Origin of the sequence: Bradyrhizobium sp. CCBAU 11386 (assembly GCF_028128955.1) — a bacterium.
Lineage (GTDB): Bacteria > Pseudomonadota > Alphaproteobacteria > Rhizobiales > Xanthobacteraceae > Bradyrhizobium.
Genome location: NZ_LBKA01000157.1, coordinates 1 through 13,576 on the forward strand (window position 1 = coordinate 1; position 13,576 = coordinate 13,576).

At 64.5% G+C, this 13,576-nt stretch carries 15 protein-coding genes and 1 pseudogene; 10 read left to right on the forward strand and 6 right to left on the reverse strand.

Going from position 1 to position 13,576, the window contains the following annotated elements; all coding sequences use genetic code 11:
* Positions 1–79: 79 nt before the first annotated feature.
* A pseudogene (locus XI09_RS46090) lies at positions 80–376 on the forward strand (DUF6984 family protein); the annotation flags it as partial.
* A 99-nt stretch (positions 377–475) separates the two neighbouring features.
* Here XI09_RS46090 and XI09_RS10090 read toward each other — a convergent pair.
* Complete coding sequence (locus XI09_RS10090) at positions 476–676, reverse strand: hypothetical protein (RefSeq protein ID WP_271566699.1); 201 nt, start codon at positions 674–676, stop codon at positions 476–478.
* Positions 677–958: 282 nt separating this feature from the next.
* On the opposite strand from XI09_RS10090, the gene XI09_RS10095 reads away from it, so the two are divergent.
* A complete protein-coding gene (locus tag XI09_RS10095; RefSeq protein WP_271566700.1) occupies positions 959–1,204 on the forward strand; it encodes a hypothetical protein in 246 nt (81 codons plus the stop codon).
* A 170-nt stretch (positions 1,205–1,374) separates the two neighbouring features.
* Here XI09_RS10095 and XI09_RS10100 read toward each other — a convergent pair whose 3' ends face one another.
* The 4 genes from XI09_RS10100 to XI09_RS10115 form a co-directional block, all read right to left on the reverse strand.
* A complete protein-coding gene (locus XI09_RS10100) occupies positions 1,375–1,608 on the reverse strand; it encodes a hypothetical protein (protein ID WP_027546492.1) in 234 nt (77 codons plus the stop codon).
* Positions 1,605–1,904 carry a hypothetical protein gene (locus tag XI09_RS10105; RefSeq protein ID WP_271566701.1) on the reverse strand — a complete coding sequence of 100 codons (300 nt, stop codon included), beginning with the start codon at positions 1,902–1,904 and terminating at the stop codon, positions 1,605–1,607. The genes XI09_RS10100 and XI09_RS10105 overlap by 4 nt, the downstream gene beginning before the upstream one ends.
* Before the next feature lie 130 nt (positions 1,905–2,034).
* The gene (locus tag XI09_RS10110) at positions 2,035–4,506 is read right to left on the reverse strand and encodes a TonB-dependent receptor (protein ID WP_271566702.1); all 2,472 of its coding nucleotides are present in this window, start codon (positions 4,504–4,506) and stop codon (positions 2,035–2,037) included.
* A gap of 149 nt (positions 4,507–4,655) precedes the next feature.
* Positions 4,656–6,014, reverse strand: coding sequence for a histidine kinase (locus XI09_RS10115; RefSeq protein WP_271566703.1), 1,359 nt, complete (start codon positions 6,012–6,014; stop codon positions 4,656–4,658).
* Positions 6,015–6,224: 210 nt separating this feature from the next.
* Here XI09_RS10115 and XI09_RS10120 point away from each other — a divergent pair, with 210 nt between their 5' ends.
* Complete coding sequence (locus tag XI09_RS10120) at positions 6,225–6,845, forward strand: response regulator (protein ID WP_092188016.1); 621 nt, start codon at positions 6,225–6,227, stop codon at positions 6,843–6,845.
* 78 nt (positions 6,846–6,923) lie between these two features.
* Positions 6,924–7,769 (forward strand): S-formylglutathione hydrolase, encoded by an 846-nt coding sequence (gene fghA / locus XI09_RS10125; protein WP_271566704.1) that lies wholly within the window; start codon positions 6,924–6,926, stop codon positions 7,767–7,769.
* Positions 7,770–7,933: 164 nt separating this feature from the next.
* Here the strand turns inward: fghA and XI09_RS10130 are convergent, their stop codons facing one another.
* Positions 7,934–8,503: a DUF3280 domain-containing protein gene (locus tag XI09_RS10130; RefSeq protein WP_271566705.1), complete on the reverse strand. Its 570-nt coding sequence runs from the start codon at positions 8,501–8,503 to the stop codon at positions 7,934–7,936.
* 59 nt (positions 8,504–8,562) lie between these two features.
* On the opposite strand from XI09_RS10130, the gene XI09_RS10135 reads away from it, so the two are divergent.
* The 6 genes from XI09_RS10135 to XI09_RS10160 all read left to right on the forward strand — a co-directional run bounded on the left by XI09_RS10135 (position 8,563) and on the right by XI09_RS10160 (position 13,419).
* Positions 8,563–9,744 (forward strand): ABC transporter substrate-binding protein, encoded by a 1,182-nt coding sequence (locus tag XI09_RS10135; RefSeq protein WP_271566706.1) that lies wholly within the window; start codon positions 8,563–8,565, stop codon positions 9,742–9,744.
* An 8-nt stretch (positions 9,745–9,752) separates the two neighbouring features.
* Positions 9,753–10,721, forward strand: coding sequence for a YVTN family beta-propeller repeat protein (locus tag XI09_RS10140; RefSeq protein WP_271566710.1), 969 nt, complete (start codon positions 9,753–9,755; stop codon positions 10,719–10,721).
* Positions 10,718–11,527 (forward strand): ABC transporter ATP-binding protein, encoded by an 810-nt coding sequence (locus tag XI09_RS10145; RefSeq protein WP_271566707.1) that lies wholly within the window; start codon positions 10,718–10,720, stop codon positions 11,525–11,527. Before XI09_RS10140 ends, XI09_RS10145 begins: the two co-directional genes overlap by 4 nt.
* Positions 11,524–12,372 (forward strand): ABC transporter permease, encoded by an 849-nt coding sequence (locus tag XI09_RS10150; protein ID WP_271566708.1) that lies wholly within the window; start codon positions 11,524–11,526, stop codon positions 12,370–12,372. Before XI09_RS10145 ends, XI09_RS10150 begins: the two co-directional genes overlap by 4 nt.
* A complete protein-coding gene (locus tag XI09_RS10155; protein WP_271566709.1) occupies positions 12,369–12,983 on the forward strand; it encodes a hypothetical protein in 615 nt (204 codons plus the stop codon). The genes XI09_RS10150 and XI09_RS10155 overlap by 4 nt, the downstream gene beginning before the upstream one ends.
* Before the next feature lie 136 nt (positions 12,984–13,119).
* The gene (locus XI09_RS10160; RefSeq protein WP_092188030.1) at positions 13,120–13,419 is read left to right on the forward strand and encodes a copper-binding protein; all 300 of its coding nucleotides are present in this window, start codon (positions 13,120–13,122) and stop codon (positions 13,417–13,419) included.
* Positions 13,420–13,576 lie beyond the last annotated feature (157 nt).

A 13,576-nucleotide genomic window follows, 5' to 3' on the forward strand; every position in this document is an offset into this window, starting at 1 on the left:
AGCCGTGTAAAATCTGTCCCATAGCGCTTCCCTCGAATCGTGCGATAAGGATGCACCATCAAAGTCTGGGACTAAACACCTAGGTCAGCATTCACCTCCGCAGAGCCATTTTAATCTCGTAGAAGTAATGAACGACGGTGGGATGGGTAGCCTTCGCTTTGTCGGTAGGGCCGACCGGCGTTTCGGCAGATGTATTGGTGAAGCCGAATTTAACGATGCCGATGGAGTGCCAGTGTCGGTCGCGCTGAACGTCGATCAGCACGGAGAGCTGTTTGAACTCGATCTTTGGAAAGTCGATTTTTCGCCGCTTCAAAGGATCGCGCCCCTGGGTGAACTCCGATCCCTCAAAGTTGATCGCCACAGAATCTCAGAATGAGCCGGACTTGACGCCGTTCGAACAGCCAGGCTCCGCCAGAGGTCGGCTTCGGGTCAGCAGGCGACATTCGGAATGAAAGACATACCGCCGCTGGCGGCCTTACGTCGGCGCTCGCAATCCGGGCGACGATAGCCACTGATCAAGGTGCGATGCCGTTTCAACCTGGCGTGCCTTCCGGATCACGGCGTCCCGCAAGGGACCATGCGGAAGCTTGTTGGCTTCGTCCTTGAGGCGGTTGGCCTCAAGCGCGAGACGATCCTGGAAGGGCAGTTTAGGTTGATTGGGTTTGGCGCGCATCATGGGGCCTCTCCGAAAGGAGGCCGGAGCACAATACTCTCCGTCACCGATCGATACCTACGACAGGGCCGTGATGGGAGTTCATAACATTTTTGGCAGATCGAATCTGAGCAGATTTGACCACCTCCGGAGGTAATCTCTCCGACGCGCTTGAGGAAGGAGGTCGCCATCTGAGGCTGCCTTACTGGGGCCTTTGATGCGCAGAAATTCAATGCAGCTTATCGCAACTATTCAAGCCGGGCATCGTTAGCATGGCGCAGCATCCCGCTGTCAGGAGACAGCGCCATGTTTTCCTATCCTTGGTATCCCGCTCTTATGTTGGCCATCGAAAGCAATAATGTGATCGATACCCGCCTTCGCAAGATCGCGAACGGTGGCGTAAACGCCGCCGAGGAGACTTGCCTTATGGTCCAGGAGAAAATGAACGCCGCGATGGAAGCTGGATCAATGCTGATGATGGGTGGAAAGTCGGCAGACATAATCGATTATTATCGCAAGCAGGTCGCCGCAAACGCGGCTCGACTGTCTTAGCGACAAGCGTGGGCGCGCTGTTCTTATAAGACGTCGTCGATTCATCGACCGTGCGGCCCCTAGCCGTCGGTGGAGCGCTCGAACGAGGGCTTGGGATCCGCTACGGGGTCACAAGCTGACCATAGCCAAACGCGCCAGAGATCAAATCATGACCGGCGCGGTCTCTGATGTCACGGCACGTCGCCGGCCTTGCGACTCCCGCCGATGCTGTGCGGCTTGTTGAGGAAGAACTCCCGATTGCCGAGAGCCGCCTCCGCGTACTGATCGATCGCGACCTGGATGGCCTCGATGTGCATCCGGCACCAGCCTTCGTAACATGACAGGCGCCGCGCATGATCGAGCGCCTTCAGGAATTCCGGCGGCTCCTGCATGTCGGAGAAGTAGGTCGGCCTCTCGCCCTTCATGCCTGTGCCACCTCTCGCGGCGGGACAAGACGGCGCTTCTCGACATGGACGCGCGGCGGCGTTGGCCGCCGGCGGGGAATGAAGAGGCTGGCGACGACAATCGGGTCGGTGTCACCGAGCGCAGCCCGCTCCTGGACAAGTCCGCTCATTACGGTGCGCATCTTCATGACCTCGTGGGCCACGAAAGTGCAGTCCTCGTCCCGGTTGATCTGTTCATGCATGATCGCTTCGGCCTCACGCATGCTGACACGTAACGCTCTGATAACTCTGCGGATTTCACTGATGCGGTTGTCCATGGCTCGCTCCTTGGCTGGACGGCCAGCATAAGAACAAATCATGAACATTGTGTCAATCGGCCTAAGGTAGAACGGGCCGATGCCGACACCCATGACAGGCTGGGCGACAGGTAGACCCGCCGCGCCGAGCTCAGAACGTCACCCGCATTCCCGCATAGAACGCGCGCGGTCTTGCCGGGCTCAGCGAGCGCGGGTCGGTGAAGTCGTTGCCGCCATTGGTGAAGTTGGGCAAGGCTCCGCGGTCGAAGAACTGGCCGTAGGTCGCGTAACGCTTGTCGAAGATGTTGTCGACCTTGCCGTAGAGCTGGACGTTCTTGGTCAGTTGATAGGAAGTGTGGAGATTGAACACCGTATAGGACGGCAGCTTCGTGTATTGGTTGGACTCGTCGCCGACCAGGTACTGGCTGGAGACGAACAGCGCGTTGCCGCCGACCTTCCAGACGTCGGTCACGGCATAGTCCACGCCCAGCTTGACGCGGTGGCGCGGGATCGCCGGGATCTGGTTGCCGGGCGAGACGTGGATGGTCTCAGTCACAGTATCTCTGAACGGACTCTCCGAACCGAGTTCGAGCGCATCGAGGAAGCGTGCGTCGACGAAAGCATAGCTCGCCTGGAATTGCAGAGTGGGCGACTTGATGTTGACCTCGGCCTCGAGGCCCTGCCGCCTGGTACGGCCGACATTGGAGAAGTAGCCGAAGCCGGTGCGTCCGACTGCAGGAACGGCGACGATGTCGTCATAGTTGGTGGCGCGGAAGCCGCCGATCTTCCATCCGAGCGTACCGATGTTCAGCTCCTTGCTGCCGCGCAGGCCCGCTTCCACGGTCTTGGACACGACCTGCTTCAATGGCGGATCGGAGACGAGAAACGCCGCGAGCAGGCAGGGCCTGACGGGGTCTGCGCAGCCGAGCTCGAGCGGCGTCGGCACGCGATTGGCCTCGGAATAGCCGGCATAGGCGGTCAGCTCGGGCGTGATCTTGTAGGTGCCGCCGATGACCGGATTGAAGCGGGTGAAGGTGTGATCGCCGTTGAGATCGGTCCCGAGCTGATCCTCCAGCGTGATGCGCGCCACGTTGAAGCGGCCGCCGCCGGTGACGGCGAAGGCATCGGTGATGTTGAACGTGTCCATCGCGTACAGGCCGTTATACTGATTGACGGTCCGCAGCGAGACAGGACCGGCAACGGGGGCTGGCGTGCCGGTCGCGCCCAGGAAGACGCCGCTACCGCTGACGACGTAGTTTTCTCCGATCGAACCGATCTCGGCGGTGGCGTTGTAGCGCGTGACGCTGGCGTCGTAGGTTGCGCCCATCACGAAGCGGTTGTCGTGCCCGAGCAGCTGATCGGTGTTGGTGGCCTGCCCCGACACGCCGAAGGTGGTCGACCGTATCGAGCTGCGGTCGATCTCGCCGAGGATGGTCCCCGAAGGAAACGGATTAGCAAGCTGCACGCCGTTCGTGCCATTCGCCGGCGTCGTATCGTCGTCGAAGCACAGCAGACCGGCGATGGCGCATTCCTGCACGTCGGTCGGATTGCCATCGACCAGCTTCTGCTCGTACCGGCGCACATGGGCGGTGCCTTCGAGCGTCCAGGTCGGCGTCGCATCGACCTTGCCGGTGAGGTTCAGGTAGCCGACGCGGTTGGAGGTGGTCTGCGGCGTCGTGTAAGTCGCGCCCCAATATTTGTCGAGCAGCTCGGCCGGAACGGTGGCGCTGGCGCCGAAATCGTTCTTGGCCACCCCCATGTTGGCGTGGAATTCGCTGTCGCCGGCCTTGTAGCCGACATCGCCGTAGAAGCGCCGCACGGTTGATTGCGAGAAGTTGCGGAAGCCGTTGTCGTGCAGGCCTTCGAGCGCGGCATAGACGCCGTAGTTCTTGTCGACCTGCTTGCCCCATTGCGCCGAGCCCTGGATGCGGCCGAACGAGCCGCCCATGACGTCGAGCTCTGCGCCCTGATAGGTGAAGCCGTCCTTCATTTGCAGGTTGAGCGCGCCGCCCAGCGCATTGAGGCCAAAGGCGGGGTTGTTGGTCACGAGCGTCACCGACCTGATCGCGGCGGTCGGGATCAGGTCCCAGTTGACGGCGTCCGAGAAGGCTTCGTTGATGCGGACGCCGTTCTGGTACACGGCAAGGCCCTGCGGCGTGCCCGTCACCGGCGATGCGACGAAGCCGCGGAATTCGACGTCCGGCTGAAACGGATTGCCGGTGACTTCGCTGATGTTGACGCCGGCGATGTTGTCGCGCAGCGCGTCGGTGACGTTGAGCGAGCCGGTCCGCTTGATCTGGTTGGCATCGACCGCGTTGATCGCCGACGGAACCTTGTCGACATCGAGGCCCCTGCCGGTGCCCGGCGCGGTCGGGTAGACGTAGATGCGTGTCTTGGGGCGGCTCGACGACGATGCCCCCGCTTGCGCCACCGGCCGCGACGACACGTTGCGCCTTGTCGTCGCGGGCGGCGGTGCCGTCACCTCGACCGGCGGCAGGTTCTGAACGTTGGTCTCCTCGTCCTGCGCGGCCCCGGCAGGGCCCGCAAGGACCAACCCCGACAGCAGCCCCGTCGAAACCGAGGCCATCCACAAACGACGCTTGAACCAAAGACGCGTGCCCATCCCAGCCTTCCCATCCGTGACCGCCGGCTGTTTTGATTTTTCGCCGTTTGGTCGGGACGAGTGTATTCGGCAACAGCTCACGCGCCAGCCACAAAAGGTCGGGCGATATCCGCACCCGTTTTCCCGACGAAATCGGGAATTTTTCCCGATCAGGCGGCCGCCGTCGGCACCAGCGCCTCGACGGTCAAGCCGCCGTCGCCGGAGACGACGTTGAGCGTGCCGCCCAGCGCCAGAATCCGCTCGCGCATGCCGACCAGGCCGAAGCCCAGCTTCTGGCCCGGCTCCATGCCGCGGCCATTGTCGCTGACCCGCACCCGGGCACAGAAGCGGCCATCACGCGTGAGCTGCTCCGCCGGCTCGATGACGACATTGACTGCGGTCGCGCCGGCATGGCGGAACACGTTAGTGAGCGCCTCCTGCACGACGCGGTAGATGGTGAGGTCGGCGGTCTCTCCGGTCGCCCCGAGCCCGGACGAGATCGTGGTCTGGATCGTGACGTCGGGATGCGACTCCCGCCACAGCCGCGACAGCGATTCGAGCGCCTGGCCGAGGCCGAGCTCGGCGAGGCCGACGGGACGCAGCCGCTCCAGCACGCGGCGGGTGAACTGCTGGAGCGCGTTGATCTGCTCCAGCAAGGCGCTGCCGTGCTTGCGCACCGCCTCTGCGCTCGGCGCCCGCCCGTCCGCGAGCTTCGCCAGCGCGCTGGCATGCGCGCGCAGCGAGAACAGATACGGCCCGAACTCGTCATGCAGCTCGCGCGCGATCTCCTTGCGCTCCACGTCCTGGAGCGACACTGCGCGCTCGGCAAGGCGCCGCTTGTCCTCGACCGCCTCGCCGAGCGTTGCCGCAAGATGGTTGAGCTTGGTGCAGATCGCGGCGAGCTCGGGCGCGCCGCCCGGCGCGACGCGCGCCTCATAGTGCCCGCCCTCGAGCTCGGTCATCGCCTCCGCCAGCGACTGGAGCGGCGCCAGCGCCCGGCCGACCACATTCATCATCACCAGGAACAGCGCGAGCGCGATCACCGAGCCGACCTCGAGCTGGGTCACGATGCCGTCCCAGATCTCGGCGATCTCGTCGTCCGGATGCGAGGTGATCCGCAGCGAGCCGGGCCGGCCATGGATCGAGACCGGCACGCTGACCGCGGTCTGCTCCGGATGAACCAGGCTGACGAACCAGGCCGGCGGCCCGCGCGTGTCGTCATCGGCATCGGGCCGGGGCGGCGTCAGCGGGTTCCCGCCGGAATCGTGAAGTGCGATGCTGACATGGCGCAGCCGGCTGAGATCGCGCGCGATCTGGTTCAGCCTCGCATCCGGATCGGGCGCCTCGTTCAGGTCCGCCACGATCATCTCGATGAATTCGCGCGCGAGCCGGATCACGCTCTGGTCCTCGGCCTGCACCCGCGGCCCCGCCTCCGCGACCTGGCGGCCGATGTTGACGGCAAGCCCCAGCGCCAGCAAGAGCGCCAGCAGCAGGTTGATGCGCGCGCGCAAGGATAGATTTTGCCACATTGGTGTCGCCTGTGCCTCGCGAAGCCTGGCTCGCGCCTGTCCGATGAGATTGACAGAGGCGAAGCGCCCGATATCTAATCGAAAGCGTACAGCAATCCCGGCCGGGTTGCATGAGGCGACATGAGACGCGCGTGGCTCTCCTGTCCGGTATCATGCGGCGCAAAACAGGCAGGTTCTATCACGGGGAACGCGCTGTCGCGGGGAACGCCTATGCGCATTCTGATCGTCGACGATCATCCCATCGTGGCCTCCGGCTGCCGTGCCGTGCTGGCCGACGAGGGCGAGATCGAGATCCTGGAGGCCGCCGACGCCGAAGACGGCGAGTGCGTCTTCATCGTCGAGCGCCCCGACCTCTGCGTCATCGACATCAACCTGCCGACCGTCTCCGGCTTCGAGCTGGCGCGCCGCATCCTCGAGCGCGCGCCCGAGGCCCGCATCATCATGTTCAGCATGAACGACGACCCTGCTTTCGCCGCGCGCGCGATCGAGTGCGGCGCCAAGGGCTACGTCTCCAAGACCGGCGACCCCGACGATCTCGTCGAGGCGATCCGCACCGTCGGCGGCGGCGGCACGTATCTGCCGAGCGCGATCGCGCGCAGCATCGCCTTTGCGGGACCGGCGCTGGCGCAAAGCCCGCTGTCCAAGCTGAACGCGCGCGAGATGGAGATCCTACGGCTGCTCAGCGCCGGAAAGAGCCTGTCCGAGATCGCCTGGCTGGTGCAGTCGTCCTACAAGACGGTCGCCAACACCTCGTCGATCATGCGCCAGAAGCTCGGGGTCAAGACCTCGGTCGAGCTGGTGCGGCTGGCGATCGACAGCGGCGTCGCCTGACGCGCGGGCAGCCGCCACACATTCGGTCACACAAGCGTTGCAATGTTGATGTGGTTAAGTGCCACTGGAGCTTAGGGCATGACGATTCAGACTATCTCGACCAACAAATCCTACGGCGGCGTGCAGGGCGTGTACCGCCATGCGAGCCAGGCGACCGGAACCGACATGGTGTTCTCGGTCTACGTTCCCCCGCATGCGGACGGCGACAAGCTTCCGGTGGTCTGGTATCTGTCCGGCCTCACCTGCACGCATGCCAACGTCACCGAGAAGGGTGAATTCCGCAAAGCCTGCGCCGAGCTCGGCCTGATCTTCGTCGCGCCCGACACCTCACCGCGCGGGCCGGACGTGCCGGGCGACCCCAACAATGCCTATGATTTCGGCCTGGGCGCCGGCTTCTATGTCGACGCGACGCAAGAGCCGTTTGCGCGCAACTATCGCATGTGGAGCTACGTCACCGACGAGCTGCCGAAGCTGGTCGCCGAGAACTTTCCGGTCGATGCCAGGCGGCAGTCGGTGATGGGCCATTCGATGGGCGGCCACGGCGCGCTGACGGTGGCGTTGCGCAACCCGCACCGCTATCGCGCCGCGAGCGCGTTCGCACCGATCGTGGCGCCGTCGCAGGTGCCGTGGGGCATCAAGGCGCTGACCGGCTATCTCGGGCCCAACAAGGACAGCTGGCGCAGCCATGACACCGTGGCGCTGATCGAGGGCGGCGCGAAATTCTCGGGCTTCCTGGTCGACGTCGGCGATGCCGACAATTTCCTGAAGGAGCAGCTCAAGCCGGAGCTGCTGCAAGCCGCCTGCACCAAAGCGAGCATCCCGCTGACGCTGCGGCGGCAGGCCGGCTACGACCACAGCTATTATTTCATCTCGACGTTCATGGGCGATCACCTCAACTGGCATGCGGAGAGATTGAAGGGGTGAGTCGCTCTCCCCTCCCCCTCTCCCCGTTCTTAAGGGGAGAGGGTTGGGGTGAGGGGCTGCTTCGGCAGAGACGGTGAGAATTGTACTCGCGGAGACTCCCCCTCACCCGGAATTTGCTGCCGCAAATTCCGGCCTCTCCCCGCACGCGGGGAGAGGCGAAGATCTCACGGCTTGCCGTAATTCGGTGCCAGCAGCCGGTTGCGGATCAGGTAGCTCATCGTGCGCGTCCAGGATTCGTCGGTGTTGCCGCGCATGTCGGCGCTGGCGGCCGTGATCATGGCGCCGGTCTTCACATCGCGCAGGTAGATGTTGAGGTTGATGATCAGGTTCGAGACCTTCTGCACCATGCCGGTGATCTCCAGCTCGGCGCCCAGCTGCCCGGCGAGCTTGAGGTCGCAGCCGCCGCAGGCCTGCAGATTGGCGTGACGGGCGGCGTCCCTGACCGGCGCGATGTCGAGCACCTGGAACCGGCCTGAATCAGCCAGCTCCTTGCGGAGCTGCTCGCTGATGCGATCCAGCCGTACCAGCTCCGGCTTGGAGCCGTAGAACTCGCCGGGCAGGCTGGTGTCGATCAGCTCGAAATCGAACACGGCGAGCTTCGGCGGATCGGCGAGCGCGACTGAGCCCGTCAACAGCAAAGCGGCGAAACACAGCAGCGCTCGCATGGTCGTGATTCCGCGTCCTCGCGTCGCGAGGACGAAATGCGGGGTTGCATGCCCTGACAAATTGGTCATGCTTTAGCAGAGACAATTCTCCATCGGCGGTCAAGCCGGGGAGAACGTTTGGAGGAAACATGATCCGATGGTTGGTCGGCCTGATCGGCTTGGGTCTTGCTGCGACGAGCGCGTTCGCGGCCGACCCTGTCATGATCGGCGTCGGCTATCTCGGAATCGCCGGCACCAGATCGACGCTGTCGCTGGTCGAGCAGCCCGCGGAGAATGACGGCGTCGCCGGCGCGCGCCTCGCCATCGAGGACAACAACACCACCGGCAAATTCCTGGGCCAGCGCTTTGCGCTGGAGGAGCGCCGCATCAGGGAAGGCGAGGACGTGGTGCAGGCCGCGACCGCGCTCGCCGAGAAGAACGGGTTTATCATCGCCGACCTGCCGGCGGATGCGCTGCTGAAGGTGGCCGACGCCTTGCGCGAGCGCGGCACGCTGCTGTTCAACGCGGGGGCGATCGACGAGCGGCTGCGCGAGGCCGATTGCCGCGCCAACGTCGTCCACACCGCGCCGACGCGCGCGATGCTGGCCGATGCGCTCGGCCAGTATCTGGTGTGGAAGCAATGGAAGCGCTGGCTGCTCGTGGTCGGCTCACACGATGAGGACAAGCTGTTCGCCGATGCGCTGAGGCGCACCGCGACGCGGTTCGGCGCCAAGATCGTGCAGGAGCGCACGTTTGAAGACGGCGGCGGCGCGCGCCGCACCGACTCGGGCGTGACGCTGATCCAGCGCCAGATGCCCGTCTTCACGCAACAGGCGCCGGCTTACGACGTGCTGGTCGCCGCCGACGAGAGCGAGGTGTTCGGCGCCTACCTGCCCTATCGCACCTGGGATCCGCGGCCCGTGGCCGGCTCGGCGGGCCTCGTGCCGCGCAGCTGGGACGCCGCGCAGGACCAGTGGGGCGCGATCCAGATGCAGAACCGCTTCGTCAAGCTGAATTCGCGGCGCATGACGGCGCTCGACATGCAGGCCTGGACGGCGGTGCGCATGATCGGCGAAGCCACCTCGCGCACCAATTCCGGCGACGTGAAAAAGGTCACCGATTTCATCAAGGGGCCGGATTTTTCCGTCGCCGCCTTCAAGGGCACGCGGCTGACCCTGCGCGACTGGAATCTCCAGCTGCGCCAGCCGATCCTGCTGGTCGACGGCCGCATGGTGGTGTCGGTGTCGCCGCAGGAAGGTTTTCTGCACCAGGTCTCCGAGCTCGACACGCTTGGCTATGACCGTCCGGAGAGCAAATGCAAATTGAAGTGAGGACGCAGATGTCGCGCATGTGGCGTGTTGGACTTCTCTCCGGACTGGCGCTTGCGGCGGCGCCCGCGCATGCCTTCATCGCCTATGTCTCCAACGAGAAGAGCAACACGGTCTCGGTGATCGACACCGAGAGCTGGACGGTGACCAAGACCATCAAGGTCGGCCAGCGCCCGCGCGGCATCGACTTCACCCGCGACGGCAAGTTCGTGATGGTCGCGGTCGGCGACGACGACACCATCCAGGTGATCGACGCCAAGACGCAAAGCGTCGTGGACAGCCTGCCCTCCGGCCCCGACCCCGAATTGTTCGCGCAGGATGCCGCCGGCAAGATCCTCTATGTCGCCAACGAGAACGACAACACGGTGACCGTAATCGACCTCGAAAAGCGCGCCCGGCTCGGCGACATCCAGGTCGGCGTCGAGCCCGAGGGCATGACCATCAGCCCCGACGGCAAGACGCTGATCAACACGTCCGAGACGACCAACATGGCGCATTTCATCGACACCTCGTCGCGCCAGATCGTCGCCAATGTGCTGGTCGACGCGCGGCCGCGCTTTGCCGAGTTCAAGCACGACGCTTCCGAATTGTGGGTGTCCTCGGAGATCGGCGGCACGGTCTCGATCATCGATCCCAGGAAGCACGAGGTGATCGGCAAGGTCACGTTCGAGATTCCTGGCCTGCGGAAAGAGGCGATCCAGCCGGTCGGCATCGGCATGACCAGGGACGACAAGACCGCCTTCGTCGCACTCGGTCCCGCCAACCGTATCGCCGTGGTCGACGTCGCCTCGCGCAAGGTGACGAAATACCTGCTGGTCGGGCAGCGGGTCTGGCACATGGCGTTCACGCCGGACGAAAAATACCTGCTCACCACCAACGGCGTGTCGAACGATGTTTCCGTGATCGACGTCGCCGCGCAAAAGGTGATCAAGACCATTCAGGTGGGCGAACTGCCCTGGGGCATCACGATCGCGCCATGACCAGTCCAGCCCCCATCGCCGAGCCACGCGAGAGCGCTCCGAAGCCCGAAACGGCGGCGGTGCCGGCGCTGTCGATCGACGGCGTCAGCCATGCCTATGGTCCGCGGCGGGCGCTGATGGACGTCTCCTTCAACGTGCAGCCCGCGAGCTTCACCGCGCTGCTCGGCCTCAACGGTGCCGGCAAGAGCACGCTGTTCTCGCTCATCACGCGGCTGTTCGGCATCCAGTCCGGCCGCGTCGGCATTTTCGGTCACGACGTCAGCAAGAGTCCCGGCGAGGCGCTGCGGCTGCTCGGCGTCGTGTTTCAGCCGCGCACGCTCGATCTCGATCTGTCGCTGACGCAGAACCTGCTCTATCACGCAGCATTGCACGGCATCAGCCGCCGCGAGGCCGCCGCGCGCAGCGCCGAGCTGCTCGGCCGCATCGGCCTCTCCGAGCGCGCCGGCAGCAAGGTGCGCGATCTCTCCGGCGGCCAGATGCGGCGGCTGGAGATCGCACGCGCGCTGCTGCACCGGCCGCGCCTGTTGCTGCTGGACGAGCCGACCGTCGGCCTCGACGTCAAGGCGCGCGCCGACATCATCAGCCATGTCCGACAGCTCGTCACCGAGCAAGGCATAGGCGTGCTCTGGGCCACGCATCTGTTCGACGAGATCATGGCCGGGGACGACCTCGTGGTGCTGCACCAGGGCAAGGTGCTGGCGCAGGGGCCGATGAGCCGCGTCGTCACCGAATCCGGTGCGCAGGACGTCAACTCCGCCTTCATGCGCCTGACCGGCGCGCAAACCATACCGGGAGGCGGCGCATGAGCAGCATCACCACCCGCGATGCGCCGCGCGGCTTCTCATTCGCCGAGTACATGACCTGCCTCACCGGCATCGTCTGGCGCGAGGGTCTGCGCTTCCTGCATCAGCGCGAGCGCTTCGTCTCGGCGCTGGTGCGCCCCCTGGTGTGGCTGTTCATCTTCGCCGCCGGCTTCCGCCAGGTGCTCGGCATCTCCATCATCCCGCCCTACGAGACCTACATCCTCTACGAGGTCTATATCGCACCGGGGCTGATGGCGATGATCCAGCTCTTCAACGGCATGCAGTCCTCGCTCTCGATGGTCTATGACCGCGAGATGGGCAATATGCGCACGCTGCTGGTGAGCCCGCTGCCGCGCGGCTTCCTGTTGTTCTGCAAGCTGCTCGCGGGCACCGCGGTGTCGCTGCTCCAGGTCTATGCATTCCTCCTGATCGCCTGGTTCTGGGACATCACCCCGCCATCATCCGGCTACCTGACCGTGCTGCCCGCGCTGATCCTGTCCGGACTGATGCTGGGCTCGCTCGGCATGCTGATCTCCTCCGGCATCAAGCAGCTGGAAAACTTCGCCGGCGTGATGAACTTCGTGATCTTCCCGATGTTCTTTGCATCGTCGGCGCTCTACCCGCTCTGGCGGGTGCAGGAGGGCAGCCCTTATCTGTACTATCTCTGCGAGGCCAATCCGTTCACCCATGCGGTCGAGCTGATCCGTTTCGCGCTGTACGGACAGGTCAACTGGATCTCGCTGGCGGTGGTTGCGACCTGCACAATCGTCTTCATGATCGGTGCGATTCTGGCCTATGATCCCTCGCGCGGGCTCGCGCGACGGGGCCCTGCGGGAGGCGAAGGATGAAGGTTCGGATCGTGACCATGGCCGTTCTGGCGTTCGCCGCCACGGGCACGGCCGCGCGCGCGGCCGATCCGCGCTATCCGGACTGGCCGTGCACGCAGGCGAAAGTGCCGGAGATCTCGCTCGCCGCGGTCTGGGCTGGGCCTGCGCTCGACGATGTCCAGACCAAGTGGAAGGACGATGCCAAGGTCAGCGCGCTGGTCTCAAAACTGTCGGCGCGCAAGACGCCGCTGGACGAGGCCGAGAAATCGGTGAAGGAATTCCTGGCCGGCTCCGCTACCGACAAGACCACGAACGCAAAGCTCCTCTTCGCCGGCCTGTTCGAGACCCTGAATGCCCAGCGCGCCCAGGTCATGGTCGGGCTCGAACGTGTCAGCCGCAAGCAGCGCGACGCCGCCGACAGGATCCGCGAGGAGACGCTGGCGCTCCAGGCCCTCCAGGGGACGACACCGCGCGACGAGGCCAAGGTCGAGGCGCTCAGCAACGAGCTGATCTGGAAGACGCGCATTTTCGAGGACCGCCACAAGGTGGTGCGGTTCGTGTGCGAGGTTCCGACCTCGATCGACCAGCGCCTGTTCGCGCTCGGCCGCGTGATCCAGCAGGAAATGGAATAGCGTCAACCTCGCTGACGGCTCCGCAGAAGTTCCCGCGATCTCATTGCAACTATTAATCTTTGCCGCGCTATCTGCCGGAACCAAATCGCTCTAGGATGTCTTGTCGATGTGAATCTCGAAATGCCGGGAGGCCTCGATGGGAACCACCAGATTTATCCTCGCAGGCGCTGCGGTCCTCAGCATGCTGGCATCCAGCGCTTTTGCTGACGACATGACCGGAATGGTCACCAGGATCGACCGTCTCAACGGCACGATCTCGATCCAGCAGACGCAGAAGGGAACGGTCGGCGGCAGCGCAGGCGGCGCCGGCACGCTCCAGGAGTACAAGACCAAGGACGCCGCGATGCTGGATGCCGTCCATGCCGGCGACAGGGTGAGCTACTCTGCGACCGACAATAACGGCACCGGGACGCTGACGAAGTTGCAGAAGCAGTAGGCCTTGATTCGTAGGCCGGAATTCGCGCAAAGCGCGGATTCCGGGTGAGGGGAGCCTCCGCGAGTCCGTCCAGTCGACGTCCGCGACGCTCCACCCACATCGTCATTGCGAGCGCAGCGAAGCAATCCAGAGTCCCTCCGCGGAAAGACTCTGGATT

Excerpts from the sequence above, each read along its gene's own strand:
- XI09_RS10090 (WP_271566699.1), bottom strand. The coding sequence starts at position 676 with ATGATGCGCGCCAAACCCAATCAACCTAAACTGCCCTTCCAGGATCGT.
- XI09_RS10095 (WP_271566700.1), top strand. The coding sequence starts at position 959 with ATGTTTTCCTATCCTTGGTATCCCGCTCTTATGTTGGCCATCGAAAGC.
- XI09_RS10100 (WP_027546492.1), bottom strand. The coding sequence starts at position 1,608 with ATGAAGGGCGAGAGGCCGACCTACTTCTCCGACATGCAGGAGCCGCCG.
- XI09_RS10105 (WP_271566701.1), bottom strand. The coding sequence starts at position 1,904 with ATGGACAACCGCATCAGTGAAATCCGCAGAGTTATCAGAGCGTTACGT.
- XI09_RS10110 (WP_271566702.1), bottom strand. The coding sequence starts at position 4,506 with ATGGGCACGCGTCTTTGGTTCAAGCGTCGTTTGTGGATGGCCTCGGTT.
- XI09_RS10115 (WP_271566703.1), bottom strand. The coding sequence starts at position 6,014 with ATGTGGCAAAATCTATCCTTGCGCGCGCGCATCAACCTGCTGCTGGCG.
- XI09_RS10120 (WP_092188016.1), top strand. The coding sequence starts at position 6,225 with ATGCGCATTCTGATCGTCGACGATCATCCCATCGTGGCCTCCGGCTGC.
- fghA (WP_271566704.1), top strand. The coding sequence starts at position 6,924 with ATGACGATTCAGACTATCTCGACCAACAAATCCTACGGCGGCGTGCAG.
- XI09_RS10130 (WP_271566705.1), bottom strand. The coding sequence starts at position 8,503 with ATGACCAATTTGTCAGGGCATGCAACCCCGCATTTCGTCCTCGCGACG.
- XI09_RS10135 (WP_271566706.1), top strand. The coding sequence starts at position 8,563 with ATGATCCGATGGTTGGTCGGCCTGATCGGCTTGGGTCTTGCTGCGACG.
- XI09_RS10140 (WP_271566710.1), top strand. The coding sequence starts at position 9,753 with ATGTCGCGCATGTGGCGTGTTGGACTTCTCTCCGGACTGGCGCTTGCG.
- XI09_RS10145 (WP_271566707.1), top strand. The coding sequence starts at position 10,718 with ATGACCAGTCCAGCCCCCATCGCCGAGCCACGCGAGAGCGCTCCGAAG.
- XI09_RS10150 (WP_271566708.1), top strand. The coding sequence starts at position 11,524 with ATGAGCAGCATCACCACCCGCGATGCGCCGCGCGGCTTCTCATTCGCC.
- XI09_RS10155 (WP_271566709.1), top strand. The coding sequence starts at position 12,369 with ATGAAGGTTCGGATCGTGACCATGGCCGTTCTGGCGTTCGCCGCCACG.
- XI09_RS10160 (WP_092188030.1), top strand. The coding sequence starts at position 13,120 with ATGGGAACCACCAGATTTATCCTCGCAGGCGCTGCGGTCCTCAGCATG.